The following is an 18859-nucleotide window of genomic DNA, read 5'->3' on the forward strand; positions in this document are numbered from 1 at the left end:
CGGAAACTCGCAACCACGGGTTTTGTCGCAGCCGTTGACGAAACTCGTGTGCCGCCCCTAGCTTCAGGCGTCGTACTTCATACGTCATATATGAGACGCGATACATGAGATATGAGAGCAGCTCGCATGGCCATTGCCCCGAGTCCCTTCCCCTCCCGAACCCAGTACGTCCTGGAGGCGATCAAGCACGAGATCCTCATCGGCCGCCTCCGGCCGGGCCACCCCCTGGTCGAAGCCGAGCTCGCCGCCCAGTTCGGGGTCTCCAAGACCCCCGTACGGGAAGCACTCAAGACCCTCGCCGGGTCAGGACTCGTCGTCATGAGCCAGTACAAGGGGGCGACCGTGCGTGCCGTCGACGCCGACATGGCACACGACGTGTACGACGTACGACTCCTCCTCGAACCCGAGGCGCTGCGCCGCAGCATCGAAGGAAAGATGCCCATCACGGGGGCGGAAGAGGCGTTGGCACGGGCCGAACACGCCGCCGACGAAGCCGAACGCTCGCTCGCCAACCGGGACTTCCACCGCGAGCTCTACGTGCACTGCGGCAACCCGCTGCTCATCAGCATGCTGGACGACGTCCGTGAACAGGCCGCCCTCGTGTCCACCGTCGCGTGGAGCGCCAACCCTTCCTGGCAGAAGGAGGCCGACGAACACACCGCCATCCTGCGTCTCGTGCGCGCAGGAAAGGCCGGACCGGCGGTCGAGCGTCTGCGCGAGCACATCGCGTCGTTCGTGCATCGTGCCTTCCCGACAGAGGGGTCTCCGGTGCCGCCGGTCCCGGTGGTTCCCGCCGACCCCATTCCGCCGGACCCCATGGGCCCCATGGCCACGAAGGTGACCGAGGCCGACCTGGAATCCCTCAAGGTCATGGAGGAGATGGACGAGGGGCACCCGGCGGACCCGGGCAAACCGTGAACGCCCTTCGAAGCTCCGCCCCCGGAGCCGACAACGCGCTCGCAGCCAAGGCAGTCGCCACTTCCGAGACGACCGCTCCTTCCGGGACGACCGCTCCTTCCGATACGACCGGCCCTTCCGGCACAACCGGCCCTCCGGATATGGCCTCCACCGCTGCCAAGGCGGTCACCACCGTCACTGCAGTCACTCCCGTCCCAGCTGTGGCAACCGCGCTTCCCGCCAACGCCCAACCAGTCGGCCCGGCGAAAGTTCCCGCAGTGCCCGGCATGGCTGCCGTCCCCGTGGCAGCCGACACCCCCGACAGACCGGAAGGCCGCACCCGCATGGAACATCCCGCGCTCCGGGCCGCACTCGCGGACGTCGTCGCGATACCGGTGACCCCTTTCGCCTCCGACGGCAGCATCGACCGCGACGCGTTTCGCGCGGCCCTGCGCCGCTTGCTCGACGGCGGCGTCCGCACCGTCACCCCCAACGGCAACACCGGCGAGTTCTACACCCTCGACCCCGACGAACGCCGTCTCGTCACCGAACTCACCCTTCAGGAGACGAAGGGCCGGGCCGCCGTCATCGTCGGAGTCGGCCACGACCTGCCGACCGCGAAGGCCGACGCGCGGCATGCCCGCGACGCCGGCGCTGACATGATCATGGTTCACCAGCCTGCCCACCCCTACGTCTCGCGTGGCGGCTGGATCGACTACCACCGCGAAGTCGCGGACGCTGCACCGCAATTGGGTGTCGTACCGTACATCCGCAATCCGCTGCTCGACGGCCGTACGATCGCCGAACTCGGCGCACAGTGCCCCCAGGTGATCGGCGTGAAGTACGCCGTTCCGGACGCGACCCGCTTCGGTGCGGTCGCCCGGGACGCCGGACTCGACCGGTTCGTCTGGGTGGCGGGGCTGGCCGAGCTGTACGCGGTCCCGTACTGGGCGATGGGTGCCACCGGGTTCACCTCCGGCCTGGTCAACGTCGCGCCGGCGCTCTCGCTCGCACTCCTGGAAGCGCTGCGCACCGGCGACTACCAGGCCGCGCAGAAGATCTGGGAGCGCATCCGCCCCTTCGAGGAGCTGCGTGCCGCCGATCAGTCCGCGAACAACGTCACCGTGGTCAAGGAAGCCCTCTCCGTCCTCGGTCTGTGCCGCAACGCGGTGCGCCCGCCGAGCAAGGTGCTCCCCGAGCCGCAACGCGCCGAGGTGGCCGCCGCGATCGAGGGGTGGGAGATATGAACGCACCTGGCGGGAGCGTCACTCGCGGTACGGGAGACGGGCGTGAGCGCAAGGCGCCGGAGGAGCTCCGCAGCCATCAGTGGTACGGAACGGACGGTCTGCGCTCCTTCAGCCACCGTGCCCGCACCCGCCAGCTCGGCTACCTCCCCGAAGAACACCTCGGCAAGCCCGTCATCGCCGTCCTCAACACCTGGTCCGACATCAACCCCTGCCACGTCCACCTCCGCGACCGCGCCCAGGCGGTCAAGCGCGGAGTGTGGCAGGCGGGAGGATTTCCCCTCGAATTCCCGGTCTCCACCCTCTCCGAGACCTTCCAGAAACCCACCCCCATGCTCTACCGCAACCTCCTCGCCATGGAGACGGAGGAGCTCCTGCGCTCGTACCCCGTCGACGGTGCGGTACTGCTCGGCGGCTGCGACAAGTCGACGCCCGCTCTGCTCATGGGCGCCGCCTCCGTCGACCTGCCGACGATCTTCGTGCCCGCCGGGCCCATGCTGCCCGGCCACTGGCGCAACGAGGTGCTCGGCTCGGGCACCGACATGTGGAAGTACTGGGACGAGAAGCGTGCCGGCCTCATCGGTGACTGTGAACTCGCGGAGCTGGAGAGCGGGTTGGCGCGCTCACCCGGTCATTGCATGACCATGGGCACGGCCTCGACTCTCACCGCGGCCGCCGAGACCCTGGGCGTCACCATGCCCGGCGCCTCCTCCATACCCGCCGTCGATTCGGGGCACGACCGGATGGCCGCGGCGTCGGGGCTGCGGATCGTAGACCTCGTACACCAGGACATGCGGCTCTCGCGGCTCTTGACGCGGGAGGCGTACGAGGACGCGGTCGCGGCCGTGCTCGCACTCGGCGGGTCCACCAACGCGGTCATCCACCTCATCGCCATGGCGGGTCGCTCCCGAGTGACCCTCACTCTCGACGACTTCGACCGAATCGCCCGTACGGTTCCCGTGCTGGCCAACCTCCGTCCCGGTGGTCGGCACCTCATGGAGGACTTCCACTTCGCGGGCGGGCTGCCCGCCTTCCTCTCCCGGCTCACCGACGTGCTCCACCTGGACCGCCCGACCGTTGCCCACTCCACCCTGCGCGCACAACTCGACGGCGTGCGCGTCCACAACGAGGACGTGATCCGCCCGCGCACCGATCCCCTCGCCCACGAGGGTGGGGTGGCCGTTCTGCGCGGCAACCTGTGCCCGGACGGCGCTGTCATCAAGCACATCGCCGCCGAGCCCCACCTGCTCAAGCACACCGGGCCCGCCGTCGTCTTCGACGACTACCGCACAATGCAACGCACGATCGACGACCCGGAGTTGGGCATCACCGCCGATCACGTGCTGGTGCTGCGCAACGCCGGACCGCTGGGCGGACCGGGGATGCCGGAGTACGGGATGCTGCCGATCCCCGAGTACCTCCTCAAGCAGGGGGTCCGGGACATGGTGCGCCTCTCCGACGCCCGGATGAGCGGCACGAGCTACGGGGCGTGCGTACTGCACATCGCCCCCGAGTCGTACGTCGGCGGACCGCTCGCCCTGGTGCGCACCGGTGACGCGATCACCCTGGACGTCGCCGCTCGGACCCTCCAACTCGGCGTTACAGAGGAGGAGTTGGCCAGGCGCCGGGCTGCCTGGGTCCCGCCACCGCAGCGTTACTCCCGCGGATACGGCGCCCTGTACCAGGAACAGATCACCCAGGCCGACACGGGCTGCGACTTCGCGTTCCTCGCAGCTGCGGGTGACGTGCCGGACCCGTACGCAGGCTGACGGCAGCCCGGACCCGGCATCCCGCTCGATACATCAGACACCGTACGTCGTACGTCATACATCGCATCTCGCACCACGTATCCCCCGCTTTCTTACAGACCCGCGCTTCCTTCCAGGCCCGCCCGCGCGCCCCCGCACACTCACGGACTCTCGTGTCCGCCATCCCGAACAGCGTTCGTGATCAGTCATGCCCTCGTCCACGTCCCCACGGAACGGAGAACCGTCATGGCCCAGACAGCAGCCGTGGCCAAATCGCCGCCGGCAGTCCCGCCGCCCCGCCGCCGTACGAGCTCCACCCCGCGCCGGCTCCCGTACCTGCTGATCGCACCGGCCGGACTGCTCATGGTGGGCTTCATCGCCTACCCGGTGCTCAGCGTCTTCTACTACAGCCTGCAGGACTACAACGTCACCAAGCCCTGGAAGAACGGCTTCGCGGGCTTCGAGAACTTCACTCGCATCTTCACCGAGGACCCCCTGTTCTGGTCCACCCTCGGCTTCAGCGCCAAGTGGGTCATCGTCCAGGTCAGCCTCCAGCTCGCCCTCGGCCTGGTCCTGGCGCTGCTCGTCAACCAGACCTTCGTCGGCCGTGCGGTCGCACGCGCCCTGGTGTTCTCGCCCTGGGCCGTCTCGGGTGTCCTGACAACCACCATCTGGATGCTCCTCTACAACCCGTCCACCGGTATGAGCCGCTACCTCGCCGACCTCGGCATCGGCTCGTACGGCACCTCCGTCCTCTCGGACACCGGCACCGTCTTCTGGGCAGCGGTCCTCGCCGAACTCTGGCGCGGTGTCCCCTTCTTCGCCATCCTGATCCTCGCCGACCTCCAGTCCATTCCGAAGGACCTGTACGAGGCGGCCTCGGTCGACGGCGCCGGCCGGACGCGGCAGTTCCTGCACATCACACTGCCGCACCTCAAGGACGCGATCATCCTCTCCACGCTGTTGCGCGGCGTCTGGGAGTTCAACAACGTCGACCTGCTGTACACGCTCACCGGCGGCGGCCCAGCCGGTACCACCACCACACTCCCGCTGATGATCGCCAACACCGGCATCGAGGGCCACGACTTCGGTTACGCGTCGGCACTGACCACCGTCGCGTTCGTGATCCTCCTCTTCTGTTCGATCGTCTACCTGCGCCTGAGCAAGTTCGGAGGCGACCGCACATGACCGCCGCACTCGCGGAGAACCAGACCCGCACCGATGCCCCGCCCGCCGGCAGCCCCCTGCCGCCGAAGACCCCGCGCACCCCGAAGCGCGAGCGCGCATTCGACGACGTGCCGCGCTGGCAGATCTACCTCCCGCTCGGCCTGTACCTCCTGTTCACGCTCATCCCCTTCTACTGGATGCTGCTGTTCGCCGTACGGCCGGCCGGCTCGACGTCGCTCGTGCCGTGGCCCATGACCTTCGAACACTTCGAGAAGGTGTGGACCGAGCGCAACTTCGGGATGTTCTTCGAGAACAGCATGATCGTCGGCGTGTGCACCCTCGTCGCCACGACCGGAGTCGCCCTCGCGGGCGGCTATGCCCTCGCCCGCTTCAACTTCCGCATCAAGAACGCCTTCATGCTGGCGCTGCTGTGCTCGCAGTTCATCCCGGGCGCACTGATGCTCGTTCCGCTCTTCGAGATCTTCCGCAACCTCCAGATGATCAACTCGCTCGGCAGCGTCATCATCGCCGAGACCGTCTTCCAGCTCCCCCTCTCCATCATCCTGATCAGCGGCTTCATCAAGAACGTGCCGGTGTCTCTGGAGGAGGCCGCCTGGGTCGACGGCTGCTCACGCTTCCGGGCCTTCTGCGCGGTGGTTCTCCCGCTGCTCCGCCCGGGTCTGATCGCGGTCGGCTCCTTCGCCTTCGTGCACAGCTGGAACCACTTCCTGTTCGCCCTGATGTTCCTCAGCGAACAGGACAAGCAGACGATCCCGGTGGGCCTGAACACCCTCATGGGTTCGGACAGCGTCGACCTGGGAGCGCTTGCGGCGGGCGGCGTCATCGCGGCCGTCCCGGTCGTCATCGTCTTCGCCTTCATCCAGAAGTGGCTCATCACCGGCTTCAGCGCGGGTGCGGTCAAGGGCTGACCCCGCCTCCCCTGCACGGACAACCGCGGACCCGGACAGTACATCGGACGCCTTGAGGAGTACGAGGCATGACAGCGACACCCCGCAGAAGGCCCGCAACGCGCACCGCGTACGCCGCCGCCCTGGCCGCCACGCTCCTGGTGCCCGTCACGGCACATGCCGACGACACCTCGGCGCTCGTCACCTCGACGGACGGGGCGGCGGCGCACGGGGCGGCGGCGCACGGGACGACGGCGCACGGGACGACGGCGCACGGGACAAGAAGTGCCACGTCTCAGGCACACGACAGGGTGCATCAGATACCAGATGCGAGACACCAGGCGTCGGACACGGTGTACGAAGCGACGGGAGTGCGACGAACGACCCCCGCTACCGCCCCCGACCTCGGCCGGCAAGTCCTCGCCCCGCACGACGGCTGGGCGAGTGCCGACGGTGGCACCACCGGTGGCTCCGCCGCCGACGACGCCCACGTCTTCACTGTACGCAACCGGGCCGAACTGGTCCGGGCCCTGGACGGCGGCAGCGACACGCCCAAGATCATCAAGGTCGTGGGCACGATCGACGCCAACACCGACGACCGAGGTCGCCGTCTGACGTGCGCCGACTACGCCACCGACGGCTACGACCTGTCCGCCTACCTCGCCGCGTACGACCCCCGTACCTGGGGCGGTGCCAAACCCGCCGGCCCACAGGAGGAAGCCCGCAAGAAGTCCGCTGCACGGCAGGCCGAACGCGTCGAACTCGCCGTCGGTTCCCGCACCACCCTGGTCGGCGTCGGCAAGCACGCCGTCCTCAAGGGCGCCAGCCTCCAGGTCAAGAACGCGGACAACGTCATCATCCGCAACCTCGAACTCCGCGACGCCTACGACTGCTTCCCCCTCTGGCAGCCCAACACCGGCGGACTCGGCGACTGGAAGACCGCCTACGACAACATCTGGCTGCGCGGTGCCACCCACGTCTGGATCGACCACATCACCGCCAGCGACAAGGGGCGTCCCGACGACCGCGAGCCCATCCACTTCGGCCGCAACTATCTGCGCCACGACGGACTGCTGGACATCACCAACGGCTCCGACCTGATCACCGTCTCCTGGAGCAGGTTCGCCGACCACGACAAGGCGATGCTCATCGGCAACGGTGACAACGTCCCCACCGACCGGGGAAAGCTCCGCGTCACCCTCCACCACAACCACTTCGCCTCCCTCGTCCAGCGCGCGCCCCGCGTCCGCTACGGCCAGGTGCACCTCTACAACAACCGGTACGACATCCCCGAAGGCCACGTCGACTACCGCTACTCCCTCGGCGTCTCCACCGAGTCCCGCATGCACGCGGAGAACAACTCCTTCACCGCCCCCGGCCATGTCGAGGTCGCCGACCTGGTGAAGAGCTGGAACGGCACCGCACTCCAGCAAAAGGGCACGGAGTTCAACGGCTTCCCGGTCGACCTCCTCGCGATCCACAACGCCTACAACTCGGGCAGCGAACGCGACCTGACCGCCGATGTCGGCTGGACCCCCGCCCTGCACGGGCCGATCGACCCGACCGCGAAGGCGGCCCGTGATGTACAGCGCGACGCGGGTGCCGGGAGGATCCGATGACAGGTCCCGTACAGCTCGCATCAGACCTCATGCACGACACATCAGATCTCATACTCCATACGCCAGACCCCGTACGGTACGGAGACCTCGGCGACGGCACCTACCGCAACCCGATCCTGTACGCCGACTACTCCGACCCCGACGTGATCGCCGTCGGCGACGACTTCTACCTCACCGCCTCCAGTTTCGGCCGTGCCCCCGGCCTCCCGCTCCTCCACTCCCGCGACCTCGTCAACTGGAGCCTGATCGGCCACGCGCTGGAGCGACTGGAACCGGCCGACGAGTTCGCCGCTCCCCGTCACGACCGAGGTGTCTGGGCGCCCTCCCTTCGCCGTGCCGACGGCCGCTTCTGGATCTTCTGGGGCGATCCCGACCACGGTGTCTACCAGATCAACGCCCCTGACATCACCGGCCCTTGGACTGCGCCACACCTCCTCAAGGCAGGCAAAGGGCTCATCGACGCCTGCCCCGTCTGGGACGAGGAGACCGGCGAAACCTACCTCGTGCACGCCTGGGCCAAGTCTCGTTCCGGGGTGAAGAACCGGCTCACCGGTCACCGCATGAGCCGCGACGGTCGCACCCTGCTCGACGAAGGCGTCCTGCTCGTCGACGGCGACCGCATACCGGGCTGGTTCACCCTGGAAGGACCGAAGCTCTACCGCCACGACGGCTGGTTCTGGATCTTCGCTCCGGCCGGGGGCGTCACGACGGGGTGGCAGGGCGCGTTCCGTTCCCGCGACTTCTTCGGTCCGTACGAGGAGCGCCTCGTCCTCGCCCAGGGCCGTACCGACATCAACGGCCCCCACCAGGGCGGCTGGGTGCGCACCCCGGCGGGGGAGGACTGGTTCCTGCACTTTCAGGAGCACGGCGCGTACGGGCGGCTCGTCCACCTCCAGCCGATGCGATGGGACCCGGACGACGGCTGGCCCGTGCTCGGCGACGAGGGGGAGCCCGTACGCATGCACCGCAAGCCGGCCGCCCCGCCGCAGCCCCTCGCCTCGCCCGTCACCGACGACGCCTTCCCCGGCGGATGCTTCGGGCCGCAGTGGCAGTGGGCCGCCAACCCTGCCGACGGATGGACCCTCGCGCACGGCGGGGAAGGGCTGCGGCTCGCCTGCGTGCCCACCGCGGACGCCCACGACGTGCGGCTGCTGCCGCACGTCCTGACCCAGCGGCTGCCGGGGGAGACGTTCACCGCCGAAGTCACCGTCGCGCTGGCCTCGGACGTACCGGGTGCCCGCGCCGGCTTCGCGGTGCTCGGCGACGCCTACTCCTGGATCGGGCTGGAGCGAGGTGCGGACGGCACGGTCGGGCTCGTTCACCGCTTCGCCGAACCGGTAGCGGACCACGAACGGGACGCCGCTCACCCACGGCCGGCGGTCACCGCGGGCAACCGCCCCGGAGCCGACGGCCCCGACGTGGTACGTGTGCGGCTGCGCATCGAGGTGTCCGCCGGGGCGCGATGCCGATTCCACGCGGACACGGGCGACGGGTGGCGGGCGTCCGGGCCGGTCTTCGCCGCCACGCCCTGGCGATGGGTCGGCGCGCTGCTCGGCCTGTTCGCCGCCGCACCTGACGGGGCCGGTGGCGAAGCGGGCAGCGCCACCTTCACGGACTTCCGTGTACGTACGCACCACCTACAGGCCACCTCCACGCCCACGTAACCAGTTGGGAGCTGCAATGAGAAGGACCCCTTCCGGTCGGCCGAGTAAGCGCTTGCTGCCAAGAATCCTGGCCGCCGTGACCGCCTTCGCCACCACCTTCGCCCTCGCTGCGGGGACGGCCGAGGCCGCCCCCGCAGCCGCCCTCGCCCCCGCGCCGGCAGCCACGGAGGCACCCTCCCCCCAGTGGTCCGAGGCCGCCCACGGCTTTGCGTCTCTCGCGGGCGGTACGACCGGCGGGCGTGGCGGCAAGGTCGTCTCCGTCCGTACGCAGGCCGACCTGGCCAAGTACGCGGGTGCCGCCGAGCCGTACATCATTCGGATCGCCGGCGCCATCACGATGGAGCCGTTCGGCACCGAGATAGAAGTGACCTCGAACAAGACCCTCATCGGGGTCGGTGCGAGCGGCGAACTCGTGCAGGGAGGACTTCAGCTGAAGTCCGGCACCCACAACGTCATCATCCGCAACCTCACCATCCGCGACAGCTACGTCGAGGGCGACTGGGACGGCAAGACCAACGACTTCGACGGCATCCAGATGGACTCCGTCCACCATGTCTGGATCGACCACAACCGCTTCACGCACCTCGGCGACGGCCTGGTGGACCTGCGCAAGGACAGCGATTACATCACCGTCTCCTACAACCAGTTCGCCGACCACAACAAGGCGTTCGGCATCGGTTGGACACCGAACGTCGTCACCAAGGTCACCATCGACCACAACTGGTTCCGCGGCACCAAGCAGCGCAACCCCTCCGCCGACAACTGCGCCTACGCGCACCTCTACAACAACTATTTCTCCGCCCAGGTCGTCGACGGCGACCCGGTCTGGAGCTACGGCAGCTGGGCGCGCGGCAAGACCAGAATGGTCATCGAGAACAGCTACTACCGCGACGTCCAACACCCCCACCAAGCCGACCCGAGCGCGGAGTTGGTGCAGCGCGGATCGATCCTAAGGAACACGACGGGCCGTCACGACGCCTGGGGCGAGGCGTTCGAGCCCAGGTCCTTCTACTCCTACCGACTCGACCCGGCCGCTGCCGTACCGGCCCTGGTCACCCGCCTCTCCGGACCGCAGCGCACCCTCGGCATCGACGTTCCCCTGAACGTGCCGGCCGACTACCCGACCGTGCAGGCTGCCGTGGACGCGGTCCCGGTCGGGAACGACGGCCCGATCTCGCTGCGGATCGCGCCAGGGACGTACCGAGAACAGGTCCGCATCCCTGCGACCAAGCCGCAGCTCGCGCTGCTCGGGACCGGCCGCGACCGTACGAAGTCGGTCATCGTACACAACACGCCGGCCGAATACGGGGGTTCGAGCGGCAGTGCCACCGTCCTGATCGCTGCCTCCGACGTCAGTGTGCGCAACCTCACCTTCGTCAACGACTTCGACGAGGCGGCCGTCGAACTGAAGGGGGAGCAGGCCCTCGCGATGAAGACCACCGGTGACCGCATCACCTTCACCGACACCTCCTTCAAGGGCAACCAGGACACTCTGATGACCGACAGCCCGAAGCTGAACGTCGTCAGCCGCGTCTACATCCGCGACTCGTACATCGAGGGTGATGTCGACTTCATCTACGGTCGCGCCACCACGGTGATCGACCGCTCGCTGATCAAGGCGCTCAGCCGGGGGTCCGCCACCAACAACGGTTACGTCACCGCCCCTTCGACCTGGTCGGGCAACCCGTACGGGTTCCTGATCAACCGCAGCCGTGTCGTCAGCGACGCCCCGCCGCAGTCCTACCACCTCGGACGGCCCTGGCACCCGGGCGGCGAACCGCAGGCGATCGGTCAGACGCTGTTCCGCGACACCCGGCTTCCCGCGGCGGTCAAGGACGCGCCGTGGACGGACATGAGCGGCTTCTCCTGGAAGGACGCCCGCTTCGCCGAGTACCGGACGTACGGGCCGGGCGCATCCGTCACCGACGACCGGCCGCAGATGTCCGCGGCCGACGCCGACCGACACGAGGTCGGCGACTACTTGGCCGGACACGACGGCTGGGCGCCCCACAAGCGCTCCTGAGCACTCGGCCCGAACACAGCTTCCGTACCGCACAACGCGAACGCAGCTTCCACACCCGCAGCTGACGTGCCGTCGAATGGCGGTCGTCAGCCACCACGAAGAGAGCGCATACACCATGACGACGCACCACAACCCGCTGAGAAACACGAGCCGTTCGGCTGCTGCCGTGTCCCTGGCCGCCCTGCTCGCCCTCACCGCCACCGCCTGCGGCGACGGCGGCACCACCGGCAGCGGCGACGAGGGCTCGGGCAAGGGCGAGATCACCTTCTGGGACAACAACGGCGGTGTGCGCACGGCCGTCTGGCAGGAGATCATCAAGGACTTCGAAGGCAAGAACCCGGACATCAAGGTGAAGTACGTCCCGGTGCCGAGCGAGGACGTCCAGTCCAAGTACGACACCGCCATCGCGGGCGGCGGCCTGCCGGACGTCGGCGGCATCGGCGCGGCCTACCTGGCGAACATGGTCGCCCAGGAAGCCCTCGAACCGGTCGGCGAGCGCCTCAAGGCGTCCTCGCTCAACGGCAAACTCGTCCCCCTCATGGTCGACTCCGTCAAGACGGCCGGCGGCCGCGGCGACGAGCTGTACTCCGTCCCCACCTCCGCGAGCAACGGCACCCTGTACTACCGCACCGACCTGTTCAAGGCGGCGAATCTGCAGCCCCCGACGACCTGGAAGTTGTTCTACGAGGCGGCCGAGAAGCTGACCGACGCGAAGAACAACAAGTTCGGGTACACCATCCGGGGTGGGCCGGGTTCCATCGCGCAGGCGCTGGACGCGGCGTACGGGCAGTCGGGCATCACGGAGTTCTGGAACGGCGACAAGACGACCGTCAACGACCCCAAGAACGTAGCCGCGCTGGAGAAGTACGTCGGGCTCTACAAGCGGACGACACCGGCGGCCGACGTCAACAACGACTTCAAGAAGATGGTCTCCCAGTGGGACACCGGCACCATCGGAATGCTCAGCCACAACCTCGGTTCGTACACGGACCACGTGAAGGCGCTGGGCGAGGAGAAGTTCGCGGGCATCCCGGGACCCGTCGGTGACGACGGGGTACGGGTGCAGGTCTCCAATCCGGTCGACGGGCTCGGCCTGTTCAAGGGCAGCAAGAACAAGGCGGCGGCCTGGAAGTTCATCGAGTTCGCGGCTTCGCACGAGTCCAACAGCAAGTGGAACAAGTCGGCCGGCGCCATGCCCGCCAACACCGAGGCGGCCAAGGACCCGTGGGTGAACGCCTCCGAGCCGACCCGTCTCGGCGCGAAGACCCTCACCGACGGCTCCACCAAGCTGGTCCAGCTCCCGTACTACCTTCCCGACTGGAACAAGATCAGTAAGGCGGAGAACGAGCCCAACTTCCAGAAGGTCCTCCTCGGGTCCATGACCTCCAAGGACTTCCTGGACACGCTCGCCGAGCAGCTGAACGAGGCGCAGGCGGAGTGGAAGGAACAGAGCCAGAAGTAGTCCCGGGCGAGAGCCGCCGCCGTAGCGCGACGCAGAACAGCGCGACGCAGGACGCCTGGCGTACGGCATACGAGATATGACGTATCGCGTATGCCGTACGAGGCACGGCGCGATACATACCGCCTGCTGCCTGGTGCACGAGTTCCGCTGTAGTGATCTGCTGCGCGAGATCCGCTGTACGAGATCCGCTGTACGAGGATCCGCCGGGCCCTTCGTGGCGGGCTCCGCCACCCGGCCCAGCTCCCTCACCCTTCCTCTCCCCCTGTACGGAACGCGAGGCGTCCTTCTCATGCCCGTAACCCGCAGAACCGCGATGAAGGCGGCCCTCGCTGCCGTCCCCCTGGTCCCGGCCCTGGCGTCCCCCGCGAGCGCCCACGAAGCGCTCGCTCACGGCCACAGCCCGCACGACAGGACCCGCCGCCCCACTCTCCATCTCGCCGGTGACTCGACCGCCGCGTCGAAGCTCGGATCCGCCGCCCCGGAGACGGGCTGGGGCATGGCACTCCCCTTCTTCCTGCACCCGCACCTCGCCGTCGCCAACCACGCGCTCAACGGGCGCAGTTCGAAGAGCTTCATCGACGAGGGGCGACTCGCGGCAGTTCTTCCGCTCCTCCGCCCGGGTGACCTCCTCCTCGTCCAGTTCGGCCACAACGACTCGAAGTCCGCCGATCCCGCCCGCTACACCGAACCCTGGAGCACCTACCAGCAGCACCTCCGCCAGTACATCGACGGTGCGAGGGCGCGCGGCGCCCGACCGGTCCTGCTCACCTCGGTGGAGCGCCGCAGGTTCGACACGGCGGGGAACGCCGTGGCCACCTACGGCGAGTATCCGGCGGCGGTGCGCGCGCTCGCGTCCCACACCCGTGTACCGCTCGTCGACGTACAGGCCGCCTCCCTCGAAAAGTGGCAGGAGGTCGGTGCCGAGCCGCTCAAGTCGTACTTCAACTGGCTGGAACCGGGAGAACACCCCAACTACCCGGACGGCGTACGGGACAACACCCACTTCCGCCCGCGCGGGGCCATCGAAGTGGCCCGCATGGTCGCCACCGGCCTGCGGAGAACCGGCGCGCTCCACCCGCGGGACCTACGCCGCCTGCACGCCCCGGTCCCCGACGAGTGGATCACCTGGCCGACAGCATGAACCGCTTCCGAACCCCCGCCCATCCCACCCCAGGAGCCCCCATGCACTCCCGCCCCGCCTCTGCCCAGACCCGTATCCGCATACGCGTCCTCGCCACCGCGCTGGCCTTGGCCACCTGCGCCACCGTGGCCACCACCGCCACCGCGCAAGCCCACCCGTCCCACCCGTCCCACCCCCGCGACCCCGCCCGCCAGACCCTCCCCGCCGGCGACGGCTGGGCGTCGGAAGGCCCCGGCACCACGGGCGGCGCCCGCGCCGAGGCCGCGCACACCTACACGGTCGGCACCTGGGAGGACTTCCGGGCCGCCCTCGCCGCCGGTGGCACCGCGCCGAAGATCATCAAGGTGCGCGGCATCCTCAACGCCACCGCCTCCGGCTGCTCCGCCTTCGAGGCCCCCGGCTACGACTTCGACGCCTACCTCGCCGCCTACGACCCCGAGGTATGGGGGTACGAGAGGGAGGTCAGCGGACCGCTCGAAGACGCCCGCGCCGCCTCCGCCACCCGGCAGTCCAAGGCCATCAAGGCGTACGTTCCCGCCAACACCACCATCATCGGCATCGGCCGCAACGCGGGCATCACCGGCGGCAGCCTCCAGATCCAGGGCGTCGACAACGTCATCGTCCGCAACCTCACCGTCGAGAGCCCCCTCGACTGCTTCCCCCAGTGGGACCCGACCGACGGGGCCAAGGGTGCCTGGAACTCCGAGTACGACGCCATGGTGATCCACGGTTCCACTCACGTCTGGATCGACCACAACACCTTCACCGACGGCGCCCACCCCGACAGCAGCCTCCCCCGCCACTACGGCGAGCTGTACCAGCAGCACGACGGCGAACTCGACATCGTCCGGGGCGCGAACCACGTCACGGCCTCCTGGAACACCTTTGCCGACCACGACAAGACCCTCATGATCGGCAACAGCGACAGTGCTGCCGCCACGGACGCCGGCAAGCTCAAGGTCACCCTCCACCACAACCGCTTCACCGGCGTCGTCGAGCGCGCCCCCCGTGTCCGGTTCGGCCAGGTCGACGCGTACAACAACCACTTCGACGTCACCCGCGCCCAGCCGTACGTCTACAGCTTCGGTATCGGCCATGAGTCGCGCCTGTACGCGGAGAAGAACGCGTTCACCCTCCCGCCCTCCGTCAGCCCCGCCACCGTCCTCAAGAAGTGGAAGGACGCGCCTCTCACCGACAAGTCCAACTACGTCAACGGACGCCCCACCGACCTCATCGCCGCCCACAACACCGCCCATCCCACCGACCCCCTGCGCTCCGATGCGGGCTGGACCCCCACCCTCCGCACCCGCGTGGACCACCCGCTCGCCGTCCCCGCCCTGACCTGGGCATACGCGGGCGCGGGCAAGCTGCGCTGAACCGTCGGCTCGCGCGCGTGCACGCGCGCGGCGAGGGGTGGCCACTCCCGTGCCGCGGGGGCCGCCCCTCGCTCCGTCATGTTCGCGTGGTGGGCTCGGCGCACCTGCATGGGGCACGCCTGCCCGGGTGTGCCACACCGAGCCTGACGGATCCGTCCGGTCTCCGCACCGCTCCCATGTGTTCGTCATCCCGAACGATGATCGGTATTTCAACGAATATCTGTCCAACTCATTGACGGTCACCCGTGTTCGAATCTACGGTCCCGTTCGAAGTCACGAGCACCATTCGTAATACCGAACATGAGGGGTGGGGCATGGGACGACCTTCCTCCCTGAGCCGCAGGGCGCCAGGCGCGCCGAGCCGCAGGAACGTGCTCGCCGGAATCGGCGGGCTCGCCGCCGCGGGAGCGCTCGCGGGCGGGGTGGCCGGGTGTGCCGCGCCGCAGGCACTGAGCGTGGGAGAGGGGAAGACCAGGCTGCGGTACTGGCACCTCTTCGGCGGCGGCGACGGCATCAACATGCAGGGCATGCTGGACGCCTTCCGCGCCGAGCACCCGCAGATCGGGCTTGAGGCCGCGACGTTGCAGTGGGGCGCTCCGTACTACACGAAGCTGGGGCTGGCCGGGGCCGGCGGGCGGGCGCCCGAGGTGGCCGCGCTGCACCTGGCGCGGCTGGCCGGGTTCGCGCCGGGGCGGCTGCTGGACCCGTTCGACCTGGAGCTGCTCAGGGAGTTCGGGGTACGGCCCGAGGAGTTCCCCGAGGGGATCTGGAAGCGCGGAGCGATCGGGGGCAAGCAGTACGCGGTGCCGCTGGACACCCACCCGATGGTGCTCTTCTACCACACCGAAGTGTGCGAGAAGGCCGGGCTGCTGGGGGACGGGGGCAAGCTCCGGCCCCTCGAAGGCGCACAGGCGTTCGTGGACGCGCTGCGGGCCGTCAAGAAGGTGACGGGACAGCCGGCCCTGGTGACCGAGACCCTCGGACCCGGAGTCATCGGGCCCTGGCGGCTCTTCTCGACGCTGTACTCGCAGACGGGCGGGCGCGTGCTGTCGGAGGACGGCAAGACGCTCGCCCTCGACGACGCGAAGGCGCTCGTCGCGCTGGAGTACATGCGCATGCTCGTCGCCGACGGGCTTGCCGTGAAGCGGGTCGACTACCCGGGCGCGGTCGGGGTGTTCAACAACGGGAAGACCGGGTTCTACCTCAACGGAGAATGGGAGATCAGCTCGTTCCTCGCGACCGGGCTGCCCTTCTCGATGACCCGTGTGCCGAACCTCTTCGGGCGGGCGACCACGCAGGCCGACTGCCACGCGTTCGTACTGCCGCACCAGGACGACCGGGGCGGCGAGAGCAACCGGGCCGCGCACGCCTTCGTCGCGTGGATGCTCCAGCACAGCGTGGAGTGGGCCAAGGGCGGCCACGTGCCGGCGTACCTGCCCGCGCTCAAGGACCCCGCCTACCTCAAGCTCACACCGCAGTCGGAGTACCGGACGGTGGTGGACGACGTCGTACTGGACGAGCCCGCGTGGTTCGCCGGCTCCGCGTCGCCGATGTGGCTCGAACTCGGAGCCGTGTTCTCCGGCGTGCTCACCGGTTCGCGTACACCGCAGAACGCACTCGCCGAGGCCAAGAAGCGGCTGCGGACGCTGCTCGACACCCGTAACCCCTTCGGAGACAGCCGCAACGCGGCGGGAGGTGCGTCCGCATGACCGTCGTCGACACGCACGCGGCGCAGCCCGCAGCCGGGCCGCGGCCCGCACCGTCGGCCGCGGGCGCGCCCGCGGTACGAGTGAAACGGCACTGGACCGAGCACGGGCTGGTCTTCGTCGCCCCGTTCCTGCTCGTGTACGCGATGTTCCTGGTGTGGCCGCTGGTATCCGGGCTCGGGATGAGCGTACGGAGCGAGAACATCGCCGGCACGGAAGCGGAGTTCGTCGGGTTCGACAACTACGCCGAGGCGATAGGTGACCCCGACGTGTGGGCGTCGCTGTGGAACACGGTGTGGTTCACCGTGCTGTCGACCGTGCCGTTGGTGCTGGTCGGGCTGGTACTGGCGCTGCTCGCGCACCACTTGAGGTTCGTGCAATGGCTGTGGCGGCTGAGCTGGTTCGCGCCGTTCCTGCTGCCGTCGGGCGTGGTGGGTCTGCTGTTCCTGTGGATCATCTTCCCGTCGGACTTCGGCTTCGCCGACCAGGCGCTGGCCGCCGTCGGGCTCGAACCCGGGATCGGGTGGCTGACGGACGAGCGGTACGCCATGCTGTCGGTCGTCCTGACGACCGTGTGGTGGACCGTCGGGTTCAACTTCCTGCTGTACCTGGCGGCTCTGCAGGCCATCCCCGCACACCTCTACGAGGCCGCGGAACTGGACGGCGCCGGGTCGTGGCAACGGCTGCGCCACATCACGCTGCCCATGCTCGCCCGCACCACCGGAGTGGTGGTCGTCCTCCAGGTGCTCGCCTCGCTGAAGGTCTTCGACCAGATCTACATCATGACCGGCGGCGGGCCCGACGAGTCGACCCGGCCGGTACTCCAGTACGTGTACGACGCGGGATTCACCGGATACCGCATCGGATACGCCTCCGCCGTCTCGTACATCTTCTTCGCCCTGATCCTGATCGTCTCCCTGGCGCAGCTCTGGCTGTCCCGGCGCAACCGCGAGGAGAACGCCCGATGAGCGCAACCGTGTGGGAGAAGGACGAGCAGGTGAGGGCGAAAGCGCGGGGGACCGTCAAGGGCGAGGCGGCCGCCACCGGCCGTCGGCCCCGCTGGACCCCGGGCCGCGTCGTCATGCTGGTTGTGGCCCTCGCACTCGTCGTGGTGTGGGTGCTGCCGATCGCCTGGGCGGTGGCCACCTCCCTCAAGCCGGAGGGAGAGACGACGAAGACACCCCTGGAGTGGATCGGGTCCACGATCACCTTCGACGCCTACCAGCAGGTGTGGAAGTCCGGGGACCTCGGGCAGTGGATGTTCAACTCCGCCTACATCTCGGTGATGACGACCCTGCTCACGGTCGTGCTGTGCGCCATGGCCGCGTACGGGTTCGCCCGCACCGACTTCCGCGGCCGGAAGGTCCTGTACGGGCTGGTGCTCGCCGGGATCATGGTGCCGCCGCAGGTACTCATCGCGCCGCTGTTCGCCGAGATGGTCACGCTCGGCCTCGTCGACACGTACTGGGGTGTGATCCTGCCCCAAGTCGCCGTCCCTGCCATGGTGTTCATTCTGGTCAAGTTCTTCGAAGGGGTGCCGCGCGAACTGGAGGAGGCGGCGTTCGTCGACGGCGCGGGGCGGTGGCGGGTCTTCTGGACCATCGTCATGCCGCTGTCGCGGCCCATCCTCGCCGCAGTCGCGATCTTCACCTTCATCTCCACCTGGAACAACTTCCTCTGGCCGTTCCTGGTGACCACCGACCCGAACGGCATGACGCTGCCCGTCGGCCTCGTCAACGTCCAGTCCAGCTACGGAGTGCGCTACGCCCAGATGATGGCCTCCGTCGTCATCGCGGGCCTGCCGCTGCTGGTGGTCTTCGCGGCCTTCCAACGCCAGATCGTGCGCGGCGTCGCCCACACCGGCCTCGCCGGACAGTAACTCCCCTGCACCTTGCGATATGTGA

Annotated in this window: 13 protein-coding genes and 1 pseudogene; all 14 read left to right on the forward strand. The window is 68.7% G+C overall.

What is annotated here, in order from left to right; all coding sequences use genetic code 11:
• Window positions 1-126 precede the first annotated feature (126 nt).
• Window positions 127-759 (forward strand): annotated as a pseudogene (locus tag ACQPZG_RS02015) (GntR family transcriptional regulator); the annotation flags it as partial.
• A 482-nt stretch (window positions 760-1241) separates the two neighbouring features.
• Complete coding sequence (locus ACQPZG_RS02020; RefSeq protein ID WP_433544598.1) at window positions 1242-2144, forward strand: dihydrodipicolinate synthase family protein; 903 nt, start codon at window positions 1242-1244, stop codon at window positions 2142-2144.
• A complete protein-coding gene (araD, locus tag ACQPZG_RS02025; protein WP_433544009.1) occupies window positions 2141-3910 on the forward strand; it encodes an L-arabinonate dehydratase in 1770 nt (589 codons plus the stop codon). Before ACQPZG_RS02020 ends, araD begins: the two co-directional genes overlap by 4 nt.
• A 225-nt stretch (window positions 3911-4135) precedes the next feature.
• Window positions 4136-5077: a carbohydrate ABC transporter permease gene (locus ACQPZG_RS02030; protein WP_433544010.1), complete on the forward strand. Its 942-nt coding sequence runs from the start codon at window positions 4136-4138 to the stop codon at window positions 5075-5077.
• Complete coding sequence (locus ACQPZG_RS02035) at window positions 5074-5985, forward strand: carbohydrate ABC transporter permease (protein ID WP_433544011.1); 912 nt, start codon at window positions 5074-5076, stop codon at window positions 5983-5985. The genes ACQPZG_RS02030 and ACQPZG_RS02035 overlap by 4 nt, the downstream gene beginning before the upstream one ends.
• A 68-nt stretch (window positions 5986-6053) precedes the next feature.
• Window positions 6054-7583 carry a pectate lyase family protein gene (locus ACQPZG_RS02040; protein ID WP_433544012.1) on the forward strand — a complete coding sequence of 510 codons (1530 nt, stop codon included), beginning with the start codon at window positions 6054-6056 and terminating at the stop codon, window positions 7581-7583.
• Between the two features lie 29 nt (window positions 7584-7612).
• The gene (locus ACQPZG_RS02045; RefSeq protein WP_433544599.1) at window positions 7613-9247 is read left to right on the forward strand and encodes a family 43 glycosylhydrolase; all 1635 of its coding nucleotides are present in this window, start codon (window positions 7613-7615) and stop codon (window positions 9245-9247) included.
• Window positions 9248-9263: 16 nt separating this feature from the next.
• Window positions 9264-11270, forward strand: a complete 2007-nt coding sequence (locus ACQPZG_RS02050; protein ID WP_433544013.1) for a pectinesterase family protein — start codon at window positions 9264-9266, stop codon at window positions 11268-11270.
• A gap of 115 nt (window positions 11271-11385) precedes the next feature.
• Window positions 11386-12732, forward strand: a complete 1347-nt coding sequence (locus tag ACQPZG_RS02055; protein ID WP_433544014.1) for an ABC transporter substrate-binding protein — start codon at window positions 11386-11388, stop codon at window positions 12730-12732.
• A 289-nt stretch (window positions 12733-13021) separates the two neighbouring features.
• Window positions 13022-13873 (forward strand): rhamnogalacturonan acetylesterase, encoded by an 852-nt coding sequence (locus ACQPZG_RS02060; protein WP_433544015.1) that lies wholly within the window; start codon window positions 13022-13024, stop codon window positions 13871-13873.
• A gap of 41 nt (window positions 13874-13914) precedes the next feature.
• Window positions 13915-15249, forward strand: a complete 1335-nt coding sequence (locus ACQPZG_RS02065; RefSeq protein WP_433544016.1) for a pectate lyase family protein — start codon at window positions 13915-13917, stop codon at window positions 15247-15249.
• Between the two features lie 314 nt (window positions 15250-15563).
• Window positions 15564-16958 carry an extracellular solute-binding protein gene (locus ACQPZG_RS02070; RefSeq protein ID WP_433544017.1) on the forward strand — a complete coding sequence of 465 codons (1395 nt, stop codon included), beginning with the start codon at window positions 15564-15566 and terminating at the stop codon, window positions 16956-16958.
• Window positions 16955-17923, forward strand: coding sequence for a carbohydrate ABC transporter permease (locus ACQPZG_RS02075; RefSeq protein ID WP_433544018.1), 969 nt, complete (start codon window positions 16955-16957; stop codon window positions 17921-17923). The genes ACQPZG_RS02070 and ACQPZG_RS02075 overlap by 4 nt, the downstream gene beginning before the upstream one ends.
• Before the next feature lie 113 nt (window positions 17924-18036).
• Window positions 18037-18834, forward strand: a complete 798-nt coding sequence (locus tag ACQPZG_RS02080; RefSeq protein ID WP_433544600.1) for a carbohydrate ABC transporter permease — start codon at window positions 18037-18039, stop codon at window positions 18832-18834.
• Window positions 18835-18859: the final 25 nt, after the last annotated feature.

This window comes from Streptomyces sp. CA-294286, from assembly GCF_050947155.1.
Classification (GTDB): Bacteria; Actinomycetota; Actinomycetes; order Streptomycetales; family Streptomycetaceae; genus Streptomyces.